The sequence below is a fragment of the Ruegeria sp. HKCCD6119 genome (assembly GCF_013110585.1).
Lineage (GTDB): Bacteria > Pseudomonadota > Alphaproteobacteria > Rhodobacterales > Rhodobacteraceae > Ruegeria.
The window spans coordinates 28,130-51,400 of record NZ_WVQV01000007.1; the positions used below are offsets into that span (position 1 = coordinate 28,130).

Sequence of the window (23,271 nt, forward strand, 5' to 3'; positions counted from 1 at the left end):
GATAAGAGAGAATGTATATCGCTAATTTGGAGATAATCCCATGGACCGCATTGAAGGAATGAAGAGCTTCGTCGCCGTGGTGGAATCCGGCTCCTTTGCCGCAGCCGGGCACCGTCTGGGAATATCAAACAAGCTGGTCAGCAAACGGGTCGCTCAGCTCGAGAACCAACTTGGCATGAGCCTGTTGCATCGCACGACCCGATCAATGTCCCTGACCCACGAGGGCGAGCGGTATCTTGAAGGCGCCCGGCGCGTTTTGACCGAACTGGAGCAGTTGGAAGATGAGTTTGACCCATCGGAAGGTCTAAAGGGCATTATCCGCGTGGCCGCGCCAATTACCTATGGGGACACCGCCGTTGCGCGGGCGGCATCCAGATTTGTGGAACAGCACCCGAACGTAACAATCGAACTGGACTTGTCTGATCATTACGTTGACCTTGCCAAAGGCGGTTTTGACGTTGCAATCAGGATCGGCGCACTCAGCGATTCCAGCCTGATCGTTCGCAAACTTGGTGAAACACATATGAAGGTGGTCGCGGCCCCTTCCTACCTCCAGAAACACGGGGCACCCTCACATCCAGTCGAGCTTTCCGATCACATCTGCATCCGTGACGCCAACAACCCCGATCCAAACCGCTGGCCGTTCCGCATCGAGGGACAAACCGTGCAAGTTCCGGTATCCGGTCCGTTCCTCGCCAACAGCCCTCCTGCTTGTCTCGTGCCAACGCGTGCGGGGCGTGGGATATTCATCTGCCCCGATGTGTTTTTAAGAGATGATCTAAAAACCGGGAAGCTCGTAGAGTTATTCTCTGATTTCCACTCTCGGACTCTGCCGATCCAAAGCGTACAGTTACCGTCGGCATTTCGAAAACCGCGCGTGAAGGCGTTTGTCGAATTTATGAAGCGGGAAATCAGAGCATAGTTGTTTGCAAGCTGTAAATCCACTTACCAGAGTTAACGGGCTTAATCAGAGCGATATTGAAATCTACTCCAACATCCCTCTGATTGGATAGTTGTTATCCGGGTTCCGAATGAACTCCAACCCGCCGACAAGTGTTTCCAGATGCGGGCGCACGAACGGGCCGTTGGAGATATCAGTCACTTGCAGCGTGCCATCACCATTGATGATGAAAAGCCCGGGTTCTGCGAATGGTCGCGAGCTTTCGGCATCGGAGCGGGGTTCAGAGATATAGAGACCGAGTGACTTCATCTGTGCGATGGACAGGTCATAGCCAATTGTCAAATTGATCCCAAGCTTGGCGATATGGGGTTCTGCGCGGTCTAGGCTGTCGGCAGAAACCGCAGCGACGTCAATGCCGATCCCATTCAGGCGCGGAACAAGCGGTTCCAGTTCCTGCAAATAACGGCTGCAATAGGGGCAGTGTTTCCCGCGATAGACGACAATCATTTGCCAATCAAATCCCTCGGATGGTTTGCCGAGCGTGAGGTCCCCTCCGCCCAAGCGGGCAATCTTGCTTACGGGGAATGGTGCGCCAGCGGCGAGTTTGAATGCGGTCATAATGTTTCCTTGAGGTCTTGGTCACTGACGTGATGAACGATTTCGTTGAAGCGAAGTTGCAGGCCATTGTTGGCCAGCGCTTCGCGGATCATGGGTTCCAGCGTGTCGCGATATTCGAAATTCTGCGATTTGGCATAGACGGCCTGTATGTCGGCGGGTTGATCCTTGAGGAATTCGCGCAAACGTGGCCGCACATAGGATGGCAAGTTCAGGTATTCGACTTTTACCTCTGTCGCGCCCGTTGCGCGGATACCTGCGAAGAGTTCGTCAATCAACTCGGGGCGTAAATACATATGCGGCAGGAATGGACCCACGAAAACATAGGATTTCACGCCCGCATCTGTCAGTTTGCGCAGTGTTTCAAGTCGTGCGTGGGTCAATGGGGCCATCGCATCCAGCTGTCTGCTCAGCTTGTCATCCGAGGTTGTAATGCTGAGGCCGACCTCTGCGTATTTGATCCGTTTCAGCGCCTCCAGGTCATCCAGAACCGTAGGCGATTTGGTCAGGATGCTGACACGCCCCTGATAGTCATGTTCCGCAAAGACCTTCAGAATACCGCGTGTCAGACGATGTTTGCGTTCCACCCCTTGATAGGGATCGGTCACCGTACTGATCGCGATGCGTGGATGTGGGTCTTTCTTGAGCAGCCTGTGGATTTGCTTTTCCATCAACTCGACAGCGTTGGTTTTCACGTAAACGTAGTTGCCCCAGTTGCCGTTACTCTCGCCCACGAAACGCCCCATGAAACTGGCAAAGCAGTACATGCAGGCGAACTGGCAGCCCGTGTATGGATTGATCACGTAATCCGCGCTCGGCACCTTGGTACTGCCGATGATGGATTTGGCCGCGGTTTCATGAATTTGAAGCGCCATGTCTCGACTCCTACTCTGGGACGACGCGCAGCCCCCTTTCCGGGGCCGCGCCTTGTTTAGAACTTGCCGGAGTTGTTCCAGGTTTCTTTCGGCCCAATCTTTTCCTGAACATCCCAGTGCTCGACGATCTTGCCGCCCTTTAAGCGGAACAGATCAAAGAATGCCCAATCATCGCCGCCTTGTTTCACATGGCTGTAGATCACCACGAAGTTGCCCTGACCCAGCAAGTGATGAACTTTAACGTATTGCGCGGCCTGACCGCTCGCCATCACCTCTTTCAGGTGTTTGCCGAAACCTTCTAATCCGTCACCGACTTCCGGATTGTGTTGGTCGTACTGCTCCGTAGAGATATAATCCGTGACCAGATCGGCACGCCCGCCCATCAAAACGTTGTCGACAAAGCCCTGCACCACCGCCTTGTTGGCGTCAGTCTGGTCGAGGTCTTCGATCTTGGTCGGGCCATCGACCATGGTGCGACCAGAAACGGTGGGCCATTTGTATTCGGCGATGACGTCCCAATGCTCGACGATCTTGCCGTCTTCATCAGTGTCAAAGATGTCGGCTGTGACCCACTGCGCTTCACCGTTACCTAAGTTCTGATAGACGTGGCAGAAGACAAAATTACCGTCTTCAATTGTGCGCAAAACCTGAATGTCGCGGATCGGATTGCGTGCTAGAAATGGCGTGAAGAACTCAATGAACCCTTCCTTCCCATCGCGCACGCCGGTGGAGTGCTGGGTGTAGCGATCGCCGGTGTATTTATCCAAAGCTTCGACCATGTTGCCGTCGCGAATACCTTCCAGATATAGGCCTTTTGCGTTCGAGACGCGGATGCTGTCTGTCATGTTCTTTCTCCAAAGATGGAATTAGATGAGCCCCAGGAACCCGAGCAATTCTGCCCGCCCTGACCAGGCGACGATGGCGGATAAGGTGCCCGTGATCATCGCGGGAACACCCTCTTTCCAAGTGTCCCAAATCAGGTGACAGCCGATCGCTCCGACAGATGTTCCTAGCAGCGCCAATGCACCCAAGGTGCCGATCCACGATCCCTGGAACCAAATGGCAATCGCGCCAAACAACTCAACCACGCCAGTCAAAGCCATGATCTGGCGGTTCAGACCATATTTGATGAACATTGCCAGCTGGGTCTCAAAGATCATCTTTTGCCAACCGAAGATCTTGATTGAACTAGCAAACAGGAAGAATGCAGATAAGAGGCCAGTAAAGATGGTGATTAGGGTCATGTGGGAGTTCCGTTTTGAGGGTGCTGGCCTCGTACTGGAGCCAGAAATTTGCATTATTGAAGGTTGATAACCACCTTGTTGCCCGGCGTGAAATCGGCGCCTTCGCCAAAGGCGACAACAAGGCGGCCAGTTGTTGTGACGGTAACGGTTGCGCCTTCAGCAATCGCTGCTGTGGAAGCGTCAGCGTCGATGCTAGCTGAGGCAGGGCCTGCACCGGTGAAGGTGTAGTAGTAGCGATCAAAGCGATCGGCTGGCATAGGGTTGTTGGCCGGCTTGGCGGTATCACTGACGGTCATGGTCAGTGTGGACATATCCTCTGCCACGTCGATCTCATAGAAATTGACGAAATTTGGGATTTCGACACCTGCGCTCACCGTCGCGGCCTGATTGGCGTAGACATCGGCGCTGAATGCGATGGTCGAAATCTCGTTCCCACGGGTCATTTGCGGGTCTTGGAAAGTGTTCGCGACGGTAAACATGGTTTCGGCAGAAGCGGCACCAGCCGTCAGGGCCACCGCGGCGGCCAGAATTGACCTATGAAACATGGGTTAGTCCTTTGTTTGATGCGCGGCGCGGTGCCACGTTAAGATTGCGTTCTCACGAAAGGCGATGCGTTCGATCCATCCACCAAAAACCTCTTCCATCCGGTCGATATGATCCGGGGAGGATTGGAGGCGCGCCGCAATACCGTCTTCGCTCGCGGTAAGATCACAGGTTCCGATTGGTAGCGTCACATGTGCCTCGCCCGATTTGGCTTGAACGGGCACTCGTTTTGAAAAATGCGTACAAAGCTGTTTGAGATACTCAGCGCCATGCTTCGTTCCGAATTGGCTGGTGGATATGATCATCAGTCGTCCTTTCGTGAGAACAAACTAGCCATTCCCACGTCTTTCAATAATATGTCTGTTAGTGAAATCATTATTCAGTCAGGATGAAAGATGATTGATGACCTGCGCGCGATGGCAATCTTCGCGACCGTTGCGGAAACTGGCAGCTTTTCAGCGGCAGGGCGGCAGTTGCGGTTGGCGACATCCGGGATCAGCCAGCATGTGACCAATCTTGAGGATCGGCTGGGCGTCACGTTGTTCTATCGGTCCACACGTTCGCTCTCGCTCACGAACGAGGGCAAACGTTTGTTAGAGCATACCCAACGGATGATGACTGCCGCAGAAGACGGGCTGAACAGTATCGTCGACATCAGCAATGAACCAGCTGGTGCGCTGATCATTACTCTACCGGCATTCATGGCGGGCAGCACCTATGAGCAGGCGATCTGGAGCTTCACTCGGCAGCATCAGGCTGTCGCAGTCACGATCAAGTACCTCGACCGCAATTTCGACCTTGTGGCTGAAGGGATAGATCTTGCCCTGCGAATGGGAGAATTGCCGGATTCGGCGCTTCGCTCTCGTCGCTTGGGCAGCTTTGGTCGAAAACTCGTTTGCGCACCATCGTATCTGAATACCCTTCCGCCCGTGGTTACGCCGGATGACCTCAAGAACGCCGACTTTGTCGCCATGGAGGGGCTGGCAGATCAAGTTGCCTTACTGAAAGACGGGGAGGAGCAAGTGCTGCACACAGGTCGAGGCCGTGTCCTAGTGGACAATTTCGCGGCATTGCGATCCGCCCTCTGCGCCGGATTGGGCATTCAACGGCTACCGGCCATTGTCGCTGACACAGACCTGAAGTCCGGCGCACTAGCCGAGATACTACCCGATTGGAAGATCCCCGATCTAGGCACCTACGGTGTCTGGCCCGACACTAGCCGTCGCAGCTCTCTCACACGACTGTTGATAGATTACATAATCGCCAAAACCTGAGCATGTGATGGATGCTATAGTAGCCTGAAATCACATTAGCCACTAATGGTACACTGCGCAGCATCTGGAAAAATGGCTCATCCGAGCCATTTGCCGCGCGGTGAACGAACGGCTGCACTTGCCAATTGGGTCAATGGCTCTGCCCCGAAAAGCAATCTCTGTGGCCATAGGGATCAAAGTGCTGTCCATAGGGGTCAAACTATGTGGCCACTTACAAAAAAGGTGTGGAGTGACAGATGGTTTGACCCATGGGCAGTCGCTAACCCATTGTTTTTTCGTCACCCGAAATCAAAATGAAGCATCCGATTGACCTTTTTTGACAGTTAGACTGTCGTTGAGATGCGGAATCTACCGAAACCAGCCGGTCACGGATGGATCGCCCAGGGGTCTAGCCCTTTGCCATAGAGGCAGAACTATCGACAGCGGCGCTTGAAGCAATAGTTAACACGGGTGCGTATTTCTCAGCCCGATTAGTGACATGCGTTCGGCTTATGAATCTCAATGGCATGTTTGATTAGATTGCGCATGGGGACAATTTTGAGAAATTGCATCAAACTGTAGCTTTAGACCTGACCATCATCCGCCAATGCTTCCTTTTTCTAGTTTGTCTCCAGCAGCCAATCACATACGACTGCTGGACCATAACGCTGCTTTATCGAGTATAAACCGCAGTCAGCTTCGCTGTCGCAATCGTATGAACGTGCGTCATAAACCCAACCAAAGCCGGAGTGGCGCCTTCATCAAGGTCAAGCGCTTCGATATTCAATGCGTGTACACGAAATTCGTAACGGTGAACCACGCCTGGCGGCGGACATGCTCCACCAAATTTCTTTTCACCGAAGTCGTTGCGCGCCTGAATAGTTCCTGCTGGCATACCGGTCACTGTGCCAACGCCAGTGTCCAAAGAAGACACGTCATCAGGAATGTTGAACGCAACCCAGTGCCACCAGCCGGAACCTGTCGGTGCATCGGGATCGAAGCAGGTGAGAACAAAGCTCTTTGTGCCCTCCGGCGCCCCCGCCCAAGTCAACTGAGGTGAAAGGTTGTCGCCATTGCCACCAAAGACGTTCAGCTCGTGCTTTTTGCCAAGGCTCTCACCTTCGGCGATGTCGGTGCTGGTCAGCACGAAGGATGCGGTATTGTCGGGGATAACTTGTTCTGGTTCGGCCATGGAATTGATCCTGTTATTAATCCATCCGCTATCAGCAACGTGAAGCGGAGATGGGAAATGAGCCAGCCGCTCGGAGATCCGGGCGACTGGTGCCGTGAGTGGGTTAGCGTGTGTAGACAGCTGTGATATCTGCAGAACCCAAAGAGTTCGCGCCGGTCATGAAACCCACCAGAGCAGCGCTGGCATTCTCGTCGAGGCCAAGGTTTTCAACGCCCAGAGCGTGAACGGTGAACTCATAGCGGTGTACTTCGCCCGGAGGAGGACATGCGCCGCCAAAGCCGGTGGCTCCAAAGTCAGTACGGCTCTGGACTGCGCCGTCAGGCATGTTGCCACCTTCAGAACCTGCGCCCTGCGCCAACGAGTTCACATCCGCAGGGATGTCAAAGGCAACCCAATGCCACCAGCCGGAGCCAGTCGGCGCGTCTGGGTCGTATGCAGTGACGACAAAGCTCTTGGTGCCTTCGGGAGCGTTGCTCCATTCTAGTGCGGGCGAGATGCTGTCGCCTTCACAGCCAAAGGCGTTCAAGACGAATGTGTTGTCGAGCTGTTGCCCTTCGGCGATGTCAGGGCTGGACAGGGTGAAAGCTTCGTCTGCAAAAGCCGGGGTAACGAGGGAAGCAACCAGTGCAACAGTTGTGATCAGGTGTTTCATTTTCGATCTCCATCAGAAGTATTTCGGATGATCGTAATGTGCCACTCTGGCCGCGCCTTTTATCTCCGGAATCGATCAAGCTTTTACGCTATTCGCTCAAGTTGAGCCTCAGATGCCCTTAGTTTTCCCGGCGTGATATCGAATCGTGCTTTGAACGCTTCGCTGAGGCGCGATTGAGAACTGAACCCGCATTCAAAAGCGATCTCCGCCAATGGATGTTGCGTCGTCTGTATGCGCATCAATGCAAACGACAGGCGCACATCACGCAGCATTTCGGTGAAACCGGTGCCTTCTTTGCTGAGCGTCCGCCGCAATGTAGCTTCGCTCATACCAAGCTCTCGGGCTGCTTGCGGTGCTTTCCAACTGCGCTCCAGATCACCCTCGAAGAGCATCCGCAATCGATCCTTCAGTCCTTCACAACAGTGAATACGGTGCGCGGCACCCTGAAGCTGTAGCCACATGAGCAATTCCTGCGTTCGATAGGATAAGATGCCATCACAGAGTTCGGGATCATCCAGGCTTGCGACAACGCGCGAGAAAGCGTCGTTGAAGCCGTTCGGCATGATCCCTTTTCTGACTTCGCGCGCAGTGCTTGGGTTTGGATGCAGTTGCAGGAAATCAGAGATAACACTGTCGTCAATCACCAAGCCTTCCGAGAAGTAGAGGCCAGTATCACCGATGATATTCCCGATCGTCAGATTTTCACCACGGCGCAGATAGACAAACTCGCCTTGCTCAACCGTTGTCTCAGCACCCGCAAAGGTCCGCACCGTTTTACGCCCGGAGCGGATACGTAGAATGCAGGTTTTGGAGATGTGGAGTTGATGAAAATCGGCGCTGCAGCGTTGGCGGAATTCGACATATCCCACAAGCCGGTTCATCGTATGTGTCTCGGGCAGATGTGAACCGTCCATTCGGCTATCTCCTTGCAGCGCACTCTGCCTTTTATTCGTACACTGATATTTCGACCAGGTTTTGATCTGGATCTCGCAGATACACGGATTTGATGGGTCCGGTTGCGCCTGTGCGCGGAACGATACCTTCTTCAATCTCGACGCCACAATTTTCGAGATGCGCAACAACTTCAGCGATCGGGAAAGCCGAGATCAGGCAAAAATCGCCACTACCCGGTGTCGGTGTCAGGGATTTGGGCTCAAATTCGTTACCATGTTGGTGAAGGTTGATCTTCTGCGCCCCAAACGAAAGCGCCTTACGTCCTCCCGCAAATTCCGTCACCTCCATTCCCAGAACCTTTGAATAGAAGTCACAGGTCGCATCGATCGAGGCGACTGTCAGGACGAAATGATCCACGCGATCAATTTGCATTGCTTGGTCTCCATACTTTTGCAGACAAAATAGGTGTTTGCCTTCGTCCTAAGCCATTGATCAATGAAGACAGACCCCATCTCGATCTCAGATGCCGGGATTAAGAGGCCTCGGGGAACTCACTTGTCAGATGGACCATGAGTGATCTAATGGGCCGCGACAGTGCTTCAGCATCACGCACGGCCACCTTCAACGTGCGTTCAGCCCAGCTGTCCGCCACAGGTGCCATCCGTAGGTTAGAGGCCGTCAGGTACGGCTCCACGGCTCCAAGCGGCAAAATCGCGATGCCAAGACCCGCTTCGACCATGCGCCGCACACCATCAAAGCTAAGGACTTCAACCCGTGTTCTCAGCTCCAACTCTTGCTCTGCGGCGCGCTTCTCGATGAAGGCCTGCAGAGAACTTCCCTTCTGAAGGCCGACAAGATCATGTGTTGAGAATTCGTTGAACGAAACTGGCCCGTCTGTCCCAAGCGGATGACCTTTTGGCGTCAGGACAACAAGTGTATCCCTGCGATAGGTGAACACGTCGAGATCCGGGTTTGGGATCATGCCGGAGAAAATGCCGACATCTGCAATACCATCGCGAACGGCCATTACAATTTCATCTGACGTTTGCTCGGTGAGATCGATCCGCATGTCGGGATGATCCGCTACAAACAACGCCAGATCCTCGGGCAAAAACTGTGTAATCGCAGACGTATTGGCCGCGATCCGCACAGTTCCACGCAAGCCTTGCGCAAAGTCGCTCATATGATCGTCGATACGGTCTAACAGACGCTGCAGGTCTTTGGCGTGGCGAAACATTTCTTCGCCAGCAGGCGTGAGGGCAACGCCTTTTTGCTGTCTGTAAAAAAGAGCAGTACCAACCTGGGCTTCAAAATCAGATATCCGCTTGCTGATGGCGGACGCGGCGATGTTCTCAGCTGCAGCGGCCTGCGCGATGCTCTTCGACGTAGCCACAGCCACGAAGAGTTCGAGGGTTACGAGGTCAAATCTTTTCCGCATGGCTCAGGTACTCACTTATCTCAATGAGATTGCCGTCCGGATCGTACAAATACAGCGAAAGGATTGTCCCTTGAGCGCCGACGCGCTCCACCGGTCCTTCTTCTATGCGGAGACCTATCTCTTTAAGATGGGATTCTACATCAGAAAGGCCCTGCTCGACCAGCAAACAAATATTTGCAGACCAAGACCTTCCAGCATTTTTGGGTGGCCCATAGTGCCGATTGTTGGGCTGAAGATTGAGCTTGCAGCGCCCGAACGTCGCTTCGACACGGCCATCATCCAACCGGTTGATCGCCATGCAAAGCCCGCCGCCATAAAAGGCGACGGACTTCTCGATGTCGGCGCAAGTGATCACTGCGTGATCCAGTGCTGCCCACGCGATGCGGTGTGGCTTCCCCATTAGAACAGCCTTGGCAGGATCAAGACGATCTGTGGGAAGAACAGCACCAGCAGGATGGTTGCAAGGATCGGGATCAGGAACGGCAGGACCGATAGCACGACCTTTTCAAACCGCATTCCCGTGATCGGAACAAGAATATAGAGGACCGTCCCAAATGGCGGCGTTATCACCCCAACCGATAGTGTGATCACCATAAACACGCCAAAGAACAGCGGGTCCACTCCTGATGCGGCGACGGCCGGAACCAGAATAGGCGTCAGGATCAACACACTCTCGATCACAGACATGAAGCAGCCGACCAAGACGAAGAACACCATCAGGATCAGCAGAAGGATCGTCGTGTGCAGATCCATAGCGACCAGATCGGCAGCCAAAGCTTGCGGCACCTGCAGGCGCACCAGCAGCCAACCATAGAACCCTGAGATCGCGATAATCAGCAGAATGACGGCACTGAACTCCATGCTTTGCACAAAGACCTGGAACAGCTCTTTGAGCTTTACATCTCGGTAGACAAACACGCCGAGAGCGATCGCGTAGGCACAGGCTACGGCACCCGCTTCGGTGGGTGAAAAAATGCCACTCCATATGCCCCCTACGATGATCAACGGCGTCAGCATCGGAAGCACGGCCCGGTGGCCGGTTTCAAACACCTCGCGCGCTGTTGGCAGCGGGCGCGTCGGCATGTCGATTTTGTACGACATGATGAACGTCGTCGCCATCAACAACACTGCCATCAGTACACCAGGTACAAAGCCAGCAAGAAACAGATCCCCGACGCTCACATCTGCCTGCCAGCCATAGACAAGCATGGCAACGCTTGGCGGAATGATCGGCCCAATCACGCTGGATGCCGCTGTGATGCCCGTGCTGTATTTCAGGTCATATCCCTTTTCCCGCATGGCCCGGATTTCCAACGCGCCAAGGCCGGCCGCGTCGGCGGACGCTGTGCCAGACATGCCGGCGAAAATCATTGATGCCACCACGTTCACGTGCCCCAGCCCCCCACGGACAAACCCGACCATGACATTGGCAAAATCGAAGATCCGTGTCGTGGCGCTGCCTCGGTTGAGCAGGTTTGCTGCGAGGATGAAGAGCGGGATTGCCAACAGTGGGAAACTGTTGAGCGTCTGCGTAATCTTCAGAGACATCAGCTCCACCGGTAAGCCACCGGACGCGGATGTCATCGCCAAGGCGAGAAGACAGGTTGCCCCAAGTGCAACAAAGACCGGCAGACCCAACGCCATGAAAAAGATCAGGCCACCAACAAATGGTAAGAAGATTTCCATGATCTCTACCCTTCCTGTTTTGGCTTGTCGAAAAACTCACTGACAAGACGGAGAAGGGATGCAAAGACCATGCCTGCGAAGGCGAGCAGCAGTCCCCCATAGTAAATCGAAAAACTCATTGAGAGAGCCGTTGTGCGGTTGTTGGCGCTCCGCTGCATCATCTCGGCAGCTCCCCAAGCGGCAAGCACCAGGAATACAATCGACAGGGTTTGCAGAAGGAGCGCGTAGCGCGAATGCCAAACGCCTTTGATGGCCATAGGCACCAGCTCCACGGCGATATGGGCCCCGCGAGACCACGCACCGATCGAGGCGAAGGCCACGGCGTAGATCGTGATCAGCGTGGCGATTTCTTCTAGCCACGGAACGGGAAAGCGAATGACATCGCGCGACAGGATCGACAGGACCAGCAATCCAACAAGCCCCATCAGCATGATGCCCGAGAACAGGTCTGTAACCCGCACCAGTGTCTTTTCAACATGCCCCACGTTGCGTGTCGGGATCGCCGCAGCGTCCATGTTTTCTTCTTCAAGCTGCATGTGGTTTCCCCCTGCGCTTATAAAAAAACGCCCGCCATAAAGACGGGCGTCCAGTTTCAGGGAGGTTACGAATTTGCTGCGATCGCGTTCCGAACGTCTTCGATCACACCGTCAGCCAGCGATGACATTGCATTGTCGATAGCGGGCTGTGCCTTGGCTTTGAAGGCCGCCACATCAGGCTCAACCACGGTCATGCCTTTTTTCTTGAGCTCTTCGAGATAGAACACATCCTTCTGTGCTTCGACAGCAGTGCCTTCAGTACGCGCAATCTCGACGGCTGCACGGACAACTGCCTGGTCTTCATCGGATAGGCCCGAGAACCAGGAGTTCGATGCCACCCAATGCCATGGGAAGTGCACGTGGCCGGTCATGATGAGATGCGATTGCACCTCATAGAGCTTGCGCGAGAACGGCGAGACGAGAGAGTTTTCATGGCCATCGACCTGACCGGTCTGCATTGCAAGGTAGATCTCCGTAGCGGGCACAACGACAGTTTGCGCGCCCAGACCGCTCCACACATCGACCCAGACAGGAATGCTCGGCAGACGCAGCCGGAACCCGTCGAGGTCTTCTGGTGTCGTAATGGCCTTGTTCGAGGTCATATGGCGCGGTGCGCGCATCTGAGCACCCATCTCTACGATACCACCCTGATCGATGCCGCGCTGCTGTAAAGCCTTACCAGAGTCACTGGCCATAAAGGCTTCGACAGCCGCGCCATTCGGGAACAGGAACGGGACCGAGATCGGATCGTAGTCAGGTGCATACTGAGCGCGCCAGTTGCCACCTGTCAGGGAGATCTGGGTCTCACCGATGTTCAGCAGTTCCAGGACGGCGTTTTCGCCGCCCAGCTGACCACTCAGGAATGGAACAACCTCAAACCGGCCCGGAGCCAGTTCCTCAAGCGCAGCCTTGAAGCGCGTAATACCGGCTTCTTCCGAGCCGCCCGGCTTCATGGTCGTATTGACCTGTATTGTGATTTTGTTTTGAGCAAGGGCGGGTGTTGCCAGTGCGGCCGTTGCCGCTGCAAGAGTCTTGATCGCTGTGCGTCGTGTGAAGTTCATGGTTTCCTCCCGAGAATTCTATGGTCCCAGAAGGATCAGGCGAAACCTGTTATCTGCCCAGAATTGGTTCGATAACGGAGCCATCGCGTTTCGCGATGAACATAAGCTTTGTTTCATCCTCTTTGCTAAGGAGCCTTTGGGGGTCTTTCGCTTCTGGATTGGTTAAGCACATCTAGAACCATTAGAACCGGCGACTGACGGAGCTCTTCAAGAGCTTTGTGCTTGCCGCGCTTCGAGAATTTGTTGCGCGCGGGCAAGCACCGGTTTGTCAACCATCTGGCCACGAAACTGGAAGCTGCTTTTTTCGGTTTTAGAGGCTTGGAGAACAGCATTCGCCCATTCGAAGTCACTGGAACTCGGGGAAAATGCAGTACGAACAATTTCTGTTTGGCGCGGATGAATACACATCATGCCACCCATTCCAGACGCTCTCGCATGCTCTGCCGCACGTTGAAGCCCAATTTCGTCGTTCAAGTTTGTGAAAACACCATCTACCGGCGGAGGAAGGTTGCCCAGCCGAGAATTTGACACAAGCATGAAGCGCGCTGTGTCGAGTGTGGATTGGCTGGCAGCATTTGAAATATCCACCCCCAGATCCATGGATAAATCAATTGTACCAAGCAGAAGACGCCCAAGATTCTGCAAAGTCACGATTTCCCTTAGATCGACGAGGCCATGCACGGTTTCGATGAGTGGCCAGACAGGCGTTCCTGACCTTCGTACCAATTCCGAACAGCTCTTTGCATCGGCTTTGGGAAGTATTACGCCTGCCAGGTTTTTGTGACTTGCCAGTGAAAGATCTTCATCGTGGAACTCGCTGTCAATGCCATTGATCCGGATCAGTATGTCTTGGCCGACTATTTTGTCCAGAAAGCTTCGCGCATGATATCGTGCTTTCACTTTGGTCTCGGGTGACACCGCATCCTCAAGGTCAATAATAATGGCATGTGCACCTGCGGCTGCCGCTTTGGCAAAACGCTCTGGCCGGTCCCCGGGAACGAAGAGAAAGCTGTGGGCTGACTTTAGATTAGGCATCAGATCACCCTTTCATTTTGCAATCTTGAGATTTCACTGCCTGAGTAGCCAAGCTCTGCAAGGAGATCAGTGGAATGTTCACCTAGCGCAGGCACGGCATCCATACGAGGCTCTGATCCAATTCCACCTGGCGGAAGCAGCGCATGAATTGACCCTTTTGGTGTTTGCACCTCACGCCAACGATTGCGGGCTTCAAATTGCACATGATGCCAGACGTCGGACATGTCATTCATATTCGCATTGGCGATACCGGCCCGGTCCAGCCGCTCGATCACCGTTTCGGTTGTCAGATCATCGAAACTGGTTGTGATGATCTGGGTAAGTGCGATCTTGTTCTCAGCGCGCAGGCTGTTCGATGAAAATCGCGAGTCTGCTGCAAGCCCAGGTGCTTCAAGCACCAGTTCACAGAAGGCTTTCCATTCGCGTTCATTTTGAAGGCCCAGAATGACCGTGCGCCCGTCCCCGACAGAAAAGGGGCCATAAGGGAAAATAGTGGCATGGCTGGCCCCGGCACGCGCAGGAGGTTCAGCCCCCTTATAGGCGTAGTAGAGCGGATAGCTCATCCATTCGGTCATCGCATCCAGCATGGACAGATCGATCTCGCAGCCCTGGCCGGCTTTTTCACGTTGCATGAGCGCTGTCAGGATGTTCGTATAAGCGTACATTCCGGCCGAAATATCCGCGATTGAGATCCCGGCTTTGCTTGGATCATCCGGCGTTCCGGTGGTGCTCATAAAACCGGCTTCCGACTGGATCAGAAGATCGTAGGCCTTGCGGTTTTCGTCCGGCCCACCTTTGCCGTATCCAGAGATATTGCAGACGATGACACCGGGGTTAACCTTGGACAGCTCTTCATATCCAAGACCAAGCCGCGCCGCTGCACCTGGGGCGAGGTTTTGAACAACAACATCCGCTTTCGCGACCAGCTTTTGCAGAATCTCGGCCCCGTCAGGGTGTTTGACATCCAGCGTCAGGCTTTCTTTGGACCGGTTTGTCCAGACGAAATGCGAAGCCATCCCGTTCACGCGCGTGTCGTAGCTGCGCGCGAAATCTCCAACGCCAGGTCGCTCAACCTTGATCACGCGCGCGCCCAAGTCGGCAAGCTGGCGGGTCGCAAAAGGTGCGGCAATCGCATGTTCAAGACTGACGACTGTAATTCCTTCAAGTGGGAGCATTAGAATGACCTCGGCAGGCCGAGGACATGCTCGGCGATGTAAGACAGAATGAGATTGGTGGAGATTGGAGCGACCTGATAAAGCCGGGTTTCGCGGAATTTTCGCTCCACGTCGTATTCGTTGGCAAAACCGAACCCGCCATGAAATTGAAGGCAGGCATTGGCCGCTTCCCAGCTGGCCTTCGCTGCCAGATATTTGGCCATGTTGGCTTCAGCCCCACAGGACTGGCCCGTGTCAAAGAGCTGGCAGGCTTGGAACCGCATAAGATTGGCGGCTTCCAGCTCGATCTTGGCTTCGGCAATCGGGAACTGAACACCCTGGTTCTGACCGATGGGCCTGCCAAAAACCTCGCGCTCTTTGACATAGGCGCTCACCTTTTCGACGAACCAATAGCCGTCTCCGATACACTCAGACGCGATCAGTGTGCGTTCTGCATTGAGCCCGTCCAATATATAGCGGAAGCCCATGCCCTCTTCTCCGATCAGGTTCTCAGCGGGGATTTCCAGATCGTCAAAGAAGAGCTCATTGGTCTCGTGATTGACCATGTTCGGGATGGGGTTCACATCCATCCCACTACCCATGGCATCTTTGAGATCGACCATGAAGATCGACATGCCGAGCGACTTCTTTTTGACCTGATCTATCGGGGTGGTGCGGGCCAGCAGGATCATCAGATCGGAATGTTGAACGCGACTGATCCAGACCTTTTGGCCGTTTACAACATAGCGGTCCCCCTTCTTAACCGCGGTCGTCTTGATCTTGGTGGTATCAGTCCCGGTTGTGGGTTCTGTCACCCCCATAGATTGCAGTCGCAATTCGCCACTGGCGATCCGGGGCAGATATCGCTGCTTTTGCGCGTCCGAGCCGTGACGCAGCAAGGTACCCATATTGTACATCTGGCCGTGACAAGCGCCGGAGTTGCCTCCTGACCTGTTGATCTCTTCCATGATGACGCTCGCCTCGGTGAGGCCAAGACCCGAGCCGCCATATTCTTCCGGGATCATCGCGGCTAGCCAACCAGCCTCCGTCAGGGCCTTTACAAAAGCTTCCGGATAGCCACGTTGTTCGTCGATTTCCCGGTGATATTCAGGTGGGAACGTCGCGCAAAGTGCCTGAACGGCTTCCCGGATTTCTATGTGGTCGAATTCCATACCACACCTCACGCAATCATTGCTTTGGCGTTCATGGCAAGCGCGCCATCCTGCCGACGCGCCCAGAGACGGAAGGTCTTTCCATCCTCTTCCGCAGCGCCATGAACCGAGAAGGTTTCATAGTCGAAGATTGTTGAGATCGCCCGGAATTCAAAACTCTTCACGGTCGCATCTGGTTTTTCGCGGCGCAGCAGATCGAGCAGGAGTGTGGCGAGCAGAGGGCCATGCACAACCAGCCCATTGTATCCTTCCGAGTTCACGCAGAACGGCTGATCGTAGTGAATCCGGTGCCCGTTAAAGGTCAGCGCAGAATAGCGGAACAGAAGAACCGGGTCGGGATCGATGTCACGACTAAACTCCCAGATGTCGGGGGCTTGAGGTGGCACGGGCGCAGGCGCGTCCGCGCTCGGCTCTTCGCGATAGACGATGTCATGCTCTTCGTCGACGCCAAGCGTGCCGCCGTCAAAAACCTGGTGGCCAACAGTTACGAAGACCAATTGACCGGACCGCCCGGTTTTCGCCTTCACCGATTTGATTGTCGAAACTTTCTTTAGTTCTTGTCCAATTTGCATTGGAGCATGGAAATTCAGTCTACTACCTGCCCACATCCGACGCGGCAAAGGCACCGGGGGAAGGAAACCACCAAGGGCAGCATGACCATCATACCCGGCATCACACAGTTTGAAGACCGGCAGGAAATGCAACCAGTGCCAAAGTGGTGGCAGTGCGGTCTCGTTGCTGTAGACCGGGTCGTCACGATCGAGTGTCGCGGCCAACGCGTTCGCCGGGAATGGCGCGATACGCTCAATCCTTTGTTCCGTTTTCCCCACCCATTCCTGGAGTTGTTCCTGTTCCATGGCACCCTCGACAGTCAGCTTCAAAGACAGGGTTACACAGTTCTTGCCTTCAGAAAATTCGCATATAAATAATCCCGCGTTCGTGTTAGGTGAACGCCATGAACCTTGAACTCATCGATCTGAAGCTCTTTGTATGCATTGCCGAATGTGGAAATCTTACACATGGAGCCGAAAAAGCATTTCTGTCGCCACCGGCAGCCAGCGCCCGTATAAAATCGCTCGAACAGGAAACCGGGCAGCAATTGTTCTTACGAAGCAACAAAGGCGTCACGCTGACCGATGCAGGCAAGGTGTTCTTACGTCAGGCGCGTTTGGTTCTCCGTCAAGTCGACTTTCTGATCGAGGAAATGATCAACCCGGATTCCGGCCATATTCGAATCTCGGCAAACACCACTGCATTGACTGAGTTCTTACCAGAAACGCTGGCGCATTTTTTGTCAAGATGGCCGGGAGTTACGGTAGATTTACAGGAACGTCTGACACGTGACATTGTTCGCTCAGTTGCAGATGGCACATCCGATCTCGGAGTAATTTCCGGTGACCCAAAGACGGATGACCTCGACATCATTCCATTCTCAACTGATAGATTGATGCTCGCAACGTCAGCTCATCATCCATTGACCAAATCCGATGGCGTAATGTTCAAAGATACCTTGAGTTTTGAGCATATTTCGCTGCACGAGGGCAGTACACTCCTTGACTTTTTAAGGCGGCAATTTCGACGTAGTGGATATGAAAAGCACCTTCGCTTACAAGTCCGGAGCTTTGAAGCGATGTGTCGGCTTATCGAGGCCGGAGTTGGGATAGGTATCGTTCCGGAATCCGCAGCCAATCGCCACAGAAAAACGATGAACATCGCCTTGTTGAATCTGCAAGATGACTGGTCAATCCGTACCCGATCTGTCCTCGTTAGAGATCGGACCAACTTACCGCCCGCAGCACGCGCGCTCGTTGATATGTTGGTTGAGTCGAGTCCAGGTGGTGAGAGATTGATGATGGAAAACTCTGCTTCAAGCGCGAGCCCTTAGTTTTTCTGAGGAAATAGAAGGACTAACTCTTGGTCCGGTGGAAGCCCCTTATCGGGAAGATCAGGAAACTTGTGTGCCCCAAATTGGAACCTCTACATTCCAGTATGGTGGCTCGGGGCCACTATGGGGAGCATCAAGAACTGGTAGTGAATCCCCCAACAAGTTTCCGCAAACAATCCGGTCGCGGTTCTCTCCCGTAAAAGCCAGACTAGATATGTTCTTAAGCCTCTCGGCAGGCGAACTATCAAAGTGCGTTCGATCCATCGTGTGATCATCGAGTGCTGCTTCAACACTTTCTATCCAAGCGTTGTCGCGTTCCCCGACTACCAGGGTAGGAGCTGCTTCGGGATCAATGTGATAAAGTTCGCTCGATACAATACAGGCCGCGTAAAGTCCGCCAGCGCCGTCCAGTTCGATACCATCCACGAACGTGCCAGGCCCGAACTGGAGGAAGAGTTCCGGCTCACCATGCACACCCTTTTCATCAAGGCGCACGCGCGTGATCTTCTGACCAAAGGTTTCCGCGATGTAGAGCCACCCGTTTCCATAGTCGGGACGCAGTTCATTGGTGTAGTGCAGCCCTTGCAAGACAATCGAAAAGGAATTGTCGGAATTGATCAGTCCGACATAGCCGTTCTTCACATTACGCCGATAGGCCCGTGAGCGCGGCCGCAGCTTCGATGAGACCGTTACCCAGGTTTTGCCAAGTTCATCGACATAGACAAAGTTCGCCGGTGGAAGCGCGTCTTCCTTGGCAGCGATGGCATGTGGTCTCACACCATCCGTATCCAGCTCCAAGATCCCCCCTGCATCAGAGATGTTGGCAATGAGGAACGAGCCGTCTTGCCGCAGCGCAATCCCGTTTGGCACGATCGGCATTCCGCCAAACTCAGTGTCGTCTTGCAACAGGAACTGGCGACCATCTGGAAGAATCCGCATGACGCCAGCGCCTTTATGCGAGCAAAAAATATCGCCAGAACGGGTCGCAAGCACACATTCCGGACGGCTTAAACCTTTTCCGATATAGGATATGCTTGGTTCGTGGGTCATGCCGCGAGGTTCTTCGAAATACTCGCTTCGACTTCACGCCGCAAACGATAGGCGTCCGTGTTCGTATCTGCTTGCACGTCACTCCATTTTACCGGCTGACCTTCAGGAACATCTCTGATCAACGTGACATTGTGGGCAAGGCCGAGTGGGACGTAGCCCTCAGCAACAGAAATCGATGCTGGGCGAAGACCACCGGCCACGGTGTATCCACCCTCGCCATCAAGGATTTCGCCCTTCTTCAACTGGCGCTTCGAGACAGCCGCAACATCGGCGCGGAATTCATGCGCCGCCCCTGTAGGCTCCTTGCGAATACCCACTGATGCAACCGAGATCCCGAGCTCCAGCCCGATCAGGTGCCAGCGCTTGTAGTTGCACATGTAGCGTCCGCTGTCGTCGGTCACGACTTTGTACTCTTCAAAGCAGTTGCGCAGGTACTCGGTGTCCCCCTCAAAGCAGACCCAAACGCCTTTCCGAATGTCATGCGGAATCTGCTCGCCTGCAGGTGTGAGGCAAGAGATAACATCCACCATGCCCTTGTGATCCAGCACCCCGCCCTCTGAGCGCGGCCGCGCCAGATTTGGAATGTCATCGATCCCACCCGAAGGGAAGACCAGGCCATTTTCAGGGGCGTCCAACCCGCACACATTGGCGATGGCCGCACTTTCAATGGCTGGCTTCGAGCCGTCCAAAAACGCATTGAACATTTTGGGGTTCAGCCGCCCGCGTTCCGCTTGCTCCTTCGTTAAACCCCAATGATCCCACACGGTGTCAGGCGTCGATTGCCGGTAATGCGGCATCCATTTGTGGCCGCGACCAGCCGCAACGACGCTGAAACCGCAGCCCCGCGCCCAATCAACCAGGTCACTGGCAAGCGCAGGTTGATCTCCATATGCCATGCTGTAGATTAGTCCCGCTTCCCGAGCTTTGTTGGCCAGACCGGGCCCGACAAAAGCATCTGCTTCAACTGTTACATTGATGATGTGCTTGCCGTTCTCGAACGCCTTGAGGCAGTGCGTGACGGCTGCGATCGGGTTCCCTGTGCATTCAATGATGATTTCAATTTCCGGATGCGATGTCAGCGCTTCCCAATCATCGCCGACGAAGGTTGCGCCTGATGTTGCCGCATCATCCAGGCTGGATGCTGCGTAAGCCGCAGCATCCCAGCCAACGAGCTTCATATTGGATTTGGCAGCATCAGGACGCAGATCAACGACACCAACGATATGAATCCCCTTCAATCGAAGTGACTGTGCAAGAAACATCGTGCCAAACTTACCCGCACCGATCATTCCAACACGAACCGGCTGGCCACTCGCTGCGCGCTCCTGAAGTTTCGTAAAGAGGTTCATTCGGCGTTCTCCTTGGACCAGCCTTCTTGCGTGAGGAAATCAAAATCGCAGCCTTCGTCGGCCTGCAGAACCGTCCGGCTGTAAAGCCCGCGATACCCGCGACTTTGCAACTCCGGGCGTTTGTGCTGTTCAAGACGGCGGGCGATCTCGGCGTCATCGACCAGCAGATCGATACGCTTGTCAGCGACCGAGAGACGTACACGATCTCCATTCTCGACAGCAGCCAATGGCCCGCCAACCGCGGACTCGGGTGACATATGAAGAACGATGGTTCCGAAAGCCGTTCCAGACATCCGCGCGTCTGAAATTCGCACGATATCCTTGATACCTTTCCGTGCCAGTTTCTTTGGGATCGGCAGATACCCGGCCTCCGGCATTCCCGCAGCCACTGGTCCCGCGTTTTTCAAAACCATGATGTCGTCGGCCTCAATGTCGAGGTCCGGGTCATCAATTCGTTTGGCGAGATCTTCGAGACTGTCGAAGACGACGGCACGGCCTTCTACTTCAAAAAGCTCTGGTGTCGCCGCAGCGCGTTTGAAAATGGCCCCCTGAGGCGCGATGTTCCCATAAAGGCTGATCAATCCGCCCTCGTTTGAAACAGGATCATCAAACGACCGGATTACCCGGCGATCAACCCAATCAGGTTCGTCGTCCAGACGCTCCGCTAGGGTTTGACCTGTTACATCCACCGTTTCGAGGTGCAGTAGGTGGCGGATCTCGCGCAAGACTGCTCCGACACCGCCAGCGGCATAGAAATCTTCCATGTACCCTTCACCTACTGGCTTCAGATCAACCAAAACCGGCGTTTCGTCCGAGATTTCGTTGAGGCGTTCGGGTGATATCCGGATGCCGAGACGACCCGCAACAGCTGTAAGGTGAACGATGGCATTGGTGGACCCGCTGACGGCCATCAGCACGCGGAAAGCGTTCTCTACCGACTTCTCGGTGATGACCTCGCTTGGTTTGCGAGGGTTCTGGATCAGATCAACAGCCAGTTTGCCGCATTCCTCAGCTGCGACCAGCCTGTCAGCGTGAACAGATGGAATTGCTGCTGTACCAGGCAAAGACATGCCAAGTGTTTCGGCAATGCACGCCATAGTGCTCGCTGTTCCCATGACAGCACAGGTGCCGGCCGTTGTCGCCAATCGGCCCTCGATATCGGCTATCTCTTCCCCTTCGACCTCACCAGCGCGAAACTTACCCCAAAAACGGCGGCAGTCAGTGCAGGCGCCCAGACGTTCACCCTTGTGGCGACCGGTCATCATCGGGCCAGTCACAAGTTGCACGGCGGGAATGTCAGCGGACGCCGCACCCATCAGCTGGGCTGGAACTGTCTTGTCGCAACCACCGATCAAAACCACCGCGTCCATTGGCTGCGCGCGAACCATCTCCTCAGTGTCCATGGACATGAGGTTCCGGTAGACCATGCTGGTCGGGTTCAGAAAGACCTCGCCAAGTGACACTGTTGGAAACGGTCGCGGCAAAGCTCCTGCAGCCAGCACACCGCGCGAGACAGCTTCGACGAGCTCAGGCATCGCTCTGTGGCAGTTGTTGAAGCCCGAAGGGGTCATCGCGATCCCGACAATCGGTTTGTCAAGCATTTCACGTGATAGCCCCATAGAGCGGGCGAATGAACGGCGTAGATAAGATGCGAAGTCCTTATCTCCGTAATTTGTCAGCCCACCCTGAATACCTTTTCCTTCAGACATTCTGTTCCTCCTTCCGGCAATCGACACCAAGCAGTCGTTCATAGACGAGCACCATCGCGCCCTTGTCTTTGTCCCCATGGCCCTCAAGAAGTGCCTGCTGATAGGTGGTTGTCGCGGCAGCCAACACAGGTGCCGGGATCTGATAACGGGCTGAGATTTCAGCACCGCTGATCAGATCCTTGTAGGCCGCTTGTAGCGGGTAGCCGGTGTCAAACTTGCCTTCGAGGACCTGGGGAATGAAATATTCCGACGCATAGCTGCGGCCGGTCCCTGAATTCACAACCTCGGCGGTGTTTTCCGGATCAAGGCCCAGCTTCTTTGCCATCGGCAGGATTTCGGCCAGAGCCGCCACGTTGATATCGAAGAGAAGCTGATTGATCAGCTTGGTGAGCTGGCCTGAGCCAACAGCGCCAGTGTGCAGGATGCGGTTCGACATTTTTGCCAGAGCTGGCCGCAGCGCCTCGACAATCTCACCGTCACCTCCGATCATCATCGTCAACGTGCCCTCCTGGGCTCGCTTCCACATGCCAGAGACGGGCGCATCGAGAAAACGCAACCCGAGGGCTGAAAGACGCTCGCTAATACTGAGCGTCAGTCCGTATTCTATGGTTGAGGTATCGATGACAACCGTGTCGGCTGAAAGATGCTGTGCAATCCCATGTTCAGGGTCGAACAGTGACTTTTCCACGATCCCACCACTTGGCAAACAAGTGATCAGCACGTCCACTTCTGAGAAATCTGCAGCACTACCGGCCTTCTTGGCGCCGGCTTCAGCGGCGGCATTCATGGCGTCTTCGCTGAGATCAAAGACCATTACGTTGTTTGAGCTGGCAAGGTTCGCCGCCATTGGCGCACCCATCTGACCCAAACCGACAAATCCAAATCGCATGTCGATCTCCTTCCCTTTGTTTTCGGAAGAAGTATCACTGCATGAGTTTCAATCTGGCATTCTCTATCGAGAACGCCCCGGTCGGCATTCGCGTGGTTGGCATAGGTTGAGGGGGCGAAGGTGCCTTAGGGCCGACAA

26 protein-coding genes are annotated in these 23,271 nt (G+C 54.5%); 3 read left to right on the forward strand and 23 right to left on the reverse strand.

Annotated elements, in window-relative coordinates:
* Positions 1-40 precede the first annotated feature (40 nt).
* Positions 41-922: a LysR family transcriptional regulator gene (locus tag GS611_RS15085; protein ID WP_171636998.1), complete on the forward strand. Its 882-nt coding sequence runs from the start codon at positions 41-43 to the stop codon at positions 920-922.
* Between the two features lie 63 nt (positions 923-985).
* Here GS611_RS15085 and GS611_RS15090 read toward each other — a convergent pair whose 3' ends face one another.
* From GS611_RS15090 to GS611_RS15115, 6 genes are read right to left on the reverse strand one after another with little or no spacing between them, the layout of a single operon-like run.
* Complete coding sequence (locus GS611_RS15090; RefSeq protein ID WP_171637000.1) at positions 986-1,519, reverse strand: peroxiredoxin-like family protein; 534 nt, start codon at positions 1,517-1,519, stop codon at positions 986-988.
* Positions 1,516-2,391, reverse strand: coding sequence for a spore photoproduct lyase family protein (locus tag GS611_RS15095; protein WP_171637001.1), 876 nt, complete (start codon positions 2,389-2,391; stop codon positions 1,516-1,518). The genes GS611_RS15090 and GS611_RS15095 overlap by 4 nt, the downstream gene beginning before the upstream one ends.
* A gap of 56 nt (positions 2,392-2,447) precedes the next feature.
* Positions 2,448-3,236 carry a nuclear transport factor 2 family protein gene (locus GS611_RS15100; RefSeq protein WP_171637003.1) on the reverse strand — a complete coding sequence of 263 codons (789 nt, stop codon included), beginning with the start codon at positions 3,234-3,236 and terminating at the stop codon, positions 2,448-2,450.
* Positions 3,237-3,257: 21 nt separating this feature from the next.
* On the reverse strand, positions 3,258-3,635 hold the full coding sequence (locus GS611_RS15105; protein WP_171637005.1) for a DoxX family protein: 378 nt from the start codon (positions 3,633-3,635) through the stop codon (positions 3,258-3,260).
* A gap of 53 nt (positions 3,636-3,688) precedes the next feature.
* Entirely contained in the window at positions 3,689-4,180 is a 492-nt protein-coding gene (locus GS611_RS15110; RefSeq protein ID WP_171637007.1) for a hypothetical protein, read from the reverse strand.
* Between the two features lie 3 nt (positions 4,181-4,183).
* Positions 4,184-4,483: a DUF2218 domain-containing protein gene (locus GS611_RS15115; RefSeq protein WP_171637009.1), complete on the reverse strand. Its 300-nt coding sequence runs from the start codon at positions 4,481-4,483 to the stop codon at positions 4,184-4,186.
* Positions 4,484-4,573: 90 nt separating this feature from the next.
* Between GS611_RS15115 and GS611_RS15120 the strand changes: the two genes are divergently transcribed.
* On the forward strand, positions 4,574-5,452 hold the full coding sequence (locus GS611_RS15120) for a LysR family transcriptional regulator (RefSeq protein ID WP_171637011.1): 879 nt from the start codon (positions 4,574-4,576) through the stop codon (positions 5,450-5,452).
* 652 nt (positions 5,453-6,104) lie between these two features.
* On the opposite strand, the gene GS611_RS15125 is transcribed toward GS611_RS15120, so the two are convergent.
* The 13 genes from GS611_RS15125 to GS611_RS15185 form a co-directional block, all read right to left on the reverse strand.
* Entirely contained in the window at positions 6,105-6,623 is a 519-nt protein-coding gene (locus GS611_RS15125; RefSeq protein ID WP_171637013.1) for a YbhB/YbcL family Raf kinase inhibitor-like protein, read from the reverse strand.
* A gap of 103 nt (positions 6,624-6,726) precedes the next feature.
* Positions 6,727-7,275, reverse strand: a complete 549-nt coding sequence (locus tag GS611_RS15130) for a kinase inhibitor (protein WP_171637015.1) — start codon at positions 7,273-7,275, stop codon at positions 6,727-6,729.
* Between the two features lie 83 nt (positions 7,276-7,358).
* Positions 7,359-8,189, reverse strand: coding sequence for an AraC family transcriptional regulator (locus GS611_RS15135; RefSeq protein WP_171637017.1), 831 nt, complete (start codon positions 8,187-8,189; stop codon positions 7,359-7,361).
* Between the two features lie 31 nt (positions 8,190-8,220).
* Positions 8,221-8,601, reverse strand: a complete 381-nt coding sequence (locus GS611_RS15140; RefSeq protein ID WP_171637019.1) for a VOC family protein — start codon at positions 8,599-8,601, stop codon at positions 8,221-8,223.
* 100 nt (positions 8,602-8,701) lie between these two features.
* Positions 8,702-9,607 carry a LysR substrate-binding domain-containing protein gene (locus tag GS611_RS15145; RefSeq protein ID WP_171637021.1) on the reverse strand — a complete coding sequence of 302 codons (906 nt, stop codon included), beginning with the start codon at positions 9,605-9,607 and terminating at the stop codon, positions 8,702-8,704.
* Positions 9,591-10,007 carry a VOC family protein gene (locus tag GS611_RS15150; RefSeq protein ID WP_171637023.1) on the reverse strand — a complete coding sequence of 139 codons (417 nt, stop codon included), beginning with the start codon at positions 10,005-10,007 and terminating at the stop codon, positions 9,591-9,593. Before GS611_RS15150 ends, GS611_RS15145 begins: the two co-directional genes overlap by 17 nt.
* Entirely contained in the window at positions 10,007-11,293 is a 1,287-nt protein-coding gene (locus GS611_RS15155) for a TRAP transporter large permease (protein WP_171637025.1), read from the reverse strand. The genes GS611_RS15150 and GS611_RS15155 overlap by 1 nt, the downstream gene beginning before the upstream one ends.
* Positions 11,294-11,298: 5 nt before the next feature.
* Complete coding sequence (locus GS611_RS15160; protein ID WP_171637027.1) at positions 11,299-11,829, reverse strand: TRAP transporter small permease; 531 nt, start codon at positions 11,827-11,829, stop codon at positions 11,299-11,301.
* Between the two features lie 65 nt (positions 11,830-11,894).
* Entirely contained in the window at positions 11,895-12,890 is a 996-nt protein-coding gene (locus GS611_RS15165) for a TRAP transporter substrate-binding protein (protein ID WP_171637029.1), read from the reverse strand.
* A gap of 207 nt (positions 12,891-13,097) precedes the next feature.
* A complete protein-coding gene (locus GS611_RS15170; protein ID WP_171637031.1) occupies positions 13,098-13,925 on the reverse strand; it encodes a CoA ester lyase in 828 nt (275 codons plus the stop codon).
* The gene (locus GS611_RS15175; RefSeq protein WP_171637033.1) at positions 13,925-15,100 is read right to left on the reverse strand and encodes a CaiB/BaiF CoA-transferase family protein; all 1,176 of its coding nucleotides are present in this window, start codon (positions 15,098-15,100) and stop codon (positions 13,925-13,927) included. Before GS611_RS15175 ends, GS611_RS15170 begins: the two co-directional genes overlap by 1 nt.
* On the reverse strand, positions 15,100-16,251 hold the full coding sequence (locus GS611_RS15180) for an acyl-CoA dehydrogenase family protein (RefSeq protein ID WP_171637035.1): 1,152 nt from the start codon (positions 16,249-16,251) through the stop codon (positions 15,100-15,102). The genes GS611_RS15175 and GS611_RS15180 overlap by 1 nt, the downstream gene beginning before the upstream one ends.
* An 8-nt stretch (positions 16,252-16,259) precedes the next feature.
* The gene (locus GS611_RS15185) at positions 16,260-17,108 is read right to left on the reverse strand and encodes a MaoC family dehydratase N-terminal domain-containing protein (protein ID WP_171637037.1); all 849 of its coding nucleotides are present in this window, start codon (positions 17,106-17,108) and stop codon (positions 16,260-16,262) included.
* 98 nt (positions 17,109-17,206) lie between these two features.
* Between GS611_RS15185 and GS611_RS15190 the strand changes: the two genes are divergently transcribed.
* Complete coding sequence (locus GS611_RS15190) at positions 17,207-18,136, forward strand: LysR substrate-binding domain-containing protein (RefSeq protein WP_171637039.1); 930 nt, start codon at positions 17,207-17,209, stop codon at positions 18,134-18,136.
* A 60-nt stretch (positions 18,137-18,196) separates the two neighbouring features.
* On the opposite strand, the gene GS611_RS15195 is transcribed toward GS611_RS15190, so the two are convergent.
* Genes GS611_RS15195 through GS611_RS15210 form a run of 4 tightly spaced genes read right to left on the reverse strand, consistent with a single transcriptional unit; the run spans position 18,197 to position 23,133 of the window.
* Positions 18,197-19,186: an SMP-30/gluconolactonase/LRE family protein gene (locus GS611_RS15195; RefSeq protein WP_171637041.1), complete on the reverse strand. Its 990-nt coding sequence runs from the start codon at positions 19,184-19,186 to the stop codon at positions 18,197-18,199.
* Entirely contained in the window at positions 19,183-20,535 is a 1,353-nt protein-coding gene (locus GS611_RS15200; RefSeq protein ID WP_171637042.1) for an NAD(P)H-dependent oxidoreductase, read from the reverse strand. Before GS611_RS15200 ends, GS611_RS15195 begins: the two co-directional genes overlap by 4 nt.
* Entirely contained in the window at positions 20,532-22,244 is a 1,713-nt protein-coding gene (locus GS611_RS15205) for an IlvD/Edd family dehydratase (RefSeq protein ID WP_171637044.1), read from the reverse strand. The genes GS611_RS15200 and GS611_RS15205 overlap by 4 nt, the downstream gene beginning before the upstream one ends.
* Positions 22,237-23,133 (reverse strand): NAD(P)-dependent oxidoreductase, encoded by an 897-nt coding sequence (locus GS611_RS15210; protein WP_171637046.1) that lies wholly within the window; start codon positions 23,131-23,133, stop codon positions 22,237-22,239. The genes GS611_RS15205 and GS611_RS15210 overlap by 8 nt, the downstream gene beginning before the upstream one ends.
* Positions 23,134-23,271 lie beyond the last annotated feature (138 nt).

What these genes read in the sequence shown, in the direction of transcription:
- GS611_RS15085 (WP_171636998.1), top strand. Translation starts at nt 41, where the DNA reads ATGGACCGCATTGAAGGAATGAAGAGCTTCGTCGCCGTGGTGGAATCC.
- GS611_RS15090 (WP_171637000.1), bottom strand. Translation starts at nt 1,519, where the DNA reads ATGACCGCATTCAAACTCGCCGCTGGCGCACCATTCCCCGTAAGCAAG.
- GS611_RS15095 (WP_171637001.1), bottom strand. Translation starts at nt 2,391, where the DNA reads ATGGCGCTTCAAATTCATGAAACCGCGGCCAAATCCATCATCGGCAGT.
- GS611_RS15100 (WP_171637003.1), bottom strand. Translation starts at nt 3,236, where the DNA reads ATGACAGACAGCATCCGCGTCTCGAACGCAAAAGGCCTATATCTGGAA.
- GS611_RS15105 (WP_171637005.1), bottom strand. Translation starts at nt 3,635, where the DNA reads ATGACCCTAATCACCATCTTTACTGGCCTCTTATCTGCATTCTTCCTG.
- GS611_RS15110 (WP_171637007.1), bottom strand. Translation starts at nt 4,180, where the DNA reads ATGTTTCATAGGTCAATTCTGGCCGCCGCGGTGGCCCTGACGGCTGGT.
- GS611_RS15115 (WP_171637009.1), bottom strand. Translation starts at nt 4,483, where the DNA reads ATGATCATATCCACCAGCCAATTCGGAACGAAGCATGGCGCTGAGTAT.
- GS611_RS15120 (WP_171637011.1), top strand. Translation starts at nt 4,574, where the DNA reads ATGATTGATGACCTGCGCGCGATGGCAATCTTCGCGACCGTTGCGGAA.
- GS611_RS15125 (WP_171637013.1), bottom strand. Translation starts at nt 6,623, where the DNA reads ATGGCCGAACCAGAACAAGTTATCCCCGACAATACCGCATCCTTCGTG.
- GS611_RS15130 (WP_171637015.1), bottom strand. Translation starts at nt 7,275, where the DNA reads ATGAAACACCTGATCACAACTGTTGCACTGGTTGCTTCCCTCGTTACC.
- GS611_RS15135 (WP_171637017.1), bottom strand. Translation starts at nt 8,189, where the DNA reads ATGGACGGTTCACATCTGCCCGAGACACATACGATGAACCGGCTTGTG.
- GS611_RS15140 (WP_171637019.1), bottom strand. Translation starts at nt 8,601, where the DNA reads ATGCAAATTGATCGCGTGGATCATTTCGTCCTGACAGTCGCCTCGATC.
- GS611_RS15145 (WP_171637021.1), bottom strand. Translation starts at nt 9,607, where the DNA reads ATGCGGAAAAGATTTGACCTCGTAACCCTCGAACTCTTCGTGGCTGTG.
- GS611_RS15150 (WP_171637023.1), bottom strand. Translation starts at nt 10,007, where the DNA reads ATGGGGAAGCCACACCGCATCGCGTGGGCAGCACTGGATCACGCAGTG.
- GS611_RS15155 (WP_171637025.1), bottom strand. Translation starts at nt 11,293, where the DNA reads ATGGAAATCTTCTTACCATTTGTTGGTGGCCTGATCTTTTTCATGGCG.
- GS611_RS15160 (WP_171637027.1), bottom strand. Translation starts at nt 11,829, where the DNA reads ATGCAGCTTGAAGAAGAAAACATGGACGCTGCGGCGATCCCGACACGC.
- GS611_RS15165 (WP_171637029.1), bottom strand. Translation starts at nt 12,890, where the DNA reads ATGAACTTCACACGACGCACAGCGATCAAGACTCTTGCAGCGGCAACG.
- GS611_RS15170 (WP_171637031.1), bottom strand. Translation starts at nt 13,925, where the DNA reads ATGCCTAATCTAAAGTCAGCCCACAGCTTTCTCTTCGTTCCCGGGGAC.
- GS611_RS15175 (WP_171637033.1), bottom strand. Translation starts at nt 15,100, where the DNA reads ATGCTCCCACTTGAAGGAATTACAGTCGTCAGTCTTGAACATGCGATT.
- GS611_RS15180 (WP_171637035.1), bottom strand. Translation starts at nt 16,251, where the DNA reads ATGGAATTCGACCACATAGAAATCCGGGAAGCCGTTCAGGCACTTTGC.
- GS611_RS15185 (WP_171637037.1), bottom strand. Translation starts at nt 17,108, where the DNA reads ATGGAACAGGAACAACTCCAGGAATGGGTGGGGAAAACGGAACAAAGG.
- GS611_RS15190 (WP_171637039.1), top strand. Translation starts at nt 17,207, where the DNA reads ATGAACCTTGAACTCATCGATCTGAAGCTCTTTGTATGCATTGCCGAA.
- GS611_RS15195 (WP_171637041.1), bottom strand. Translation starts at nt 19,186, where the DNA reads ATGACCCACGAACCAAGCATATCCTATATCGGAAAAGGTTTAAGCCGT.
- GS611_RS15200 (WP_171637042.1), bottom strand. Translation starts at nt 20,535, where the DNA reads ATGAACCTCTTTACGAAACTTCAGGAGCGCGCAGCGAGTGGCCAGCCG.
- GS611_RS15205 (WP_171637044.1), bottom strand. Translation starts at nt 22,244, where the DNA reads ATGTCTGAAGGAAAAGGTATTCAGGGTGGGCTGACAAATTACGGAGAT.
- GS611_RS15210 (WP_171637046.1), bottom strand. Translation starts at nt 23,133, where the DNA reads ATGCGATTTGGATTTGTCGGTTTGGGTCAGATGGGTGCGCCAATGGCG.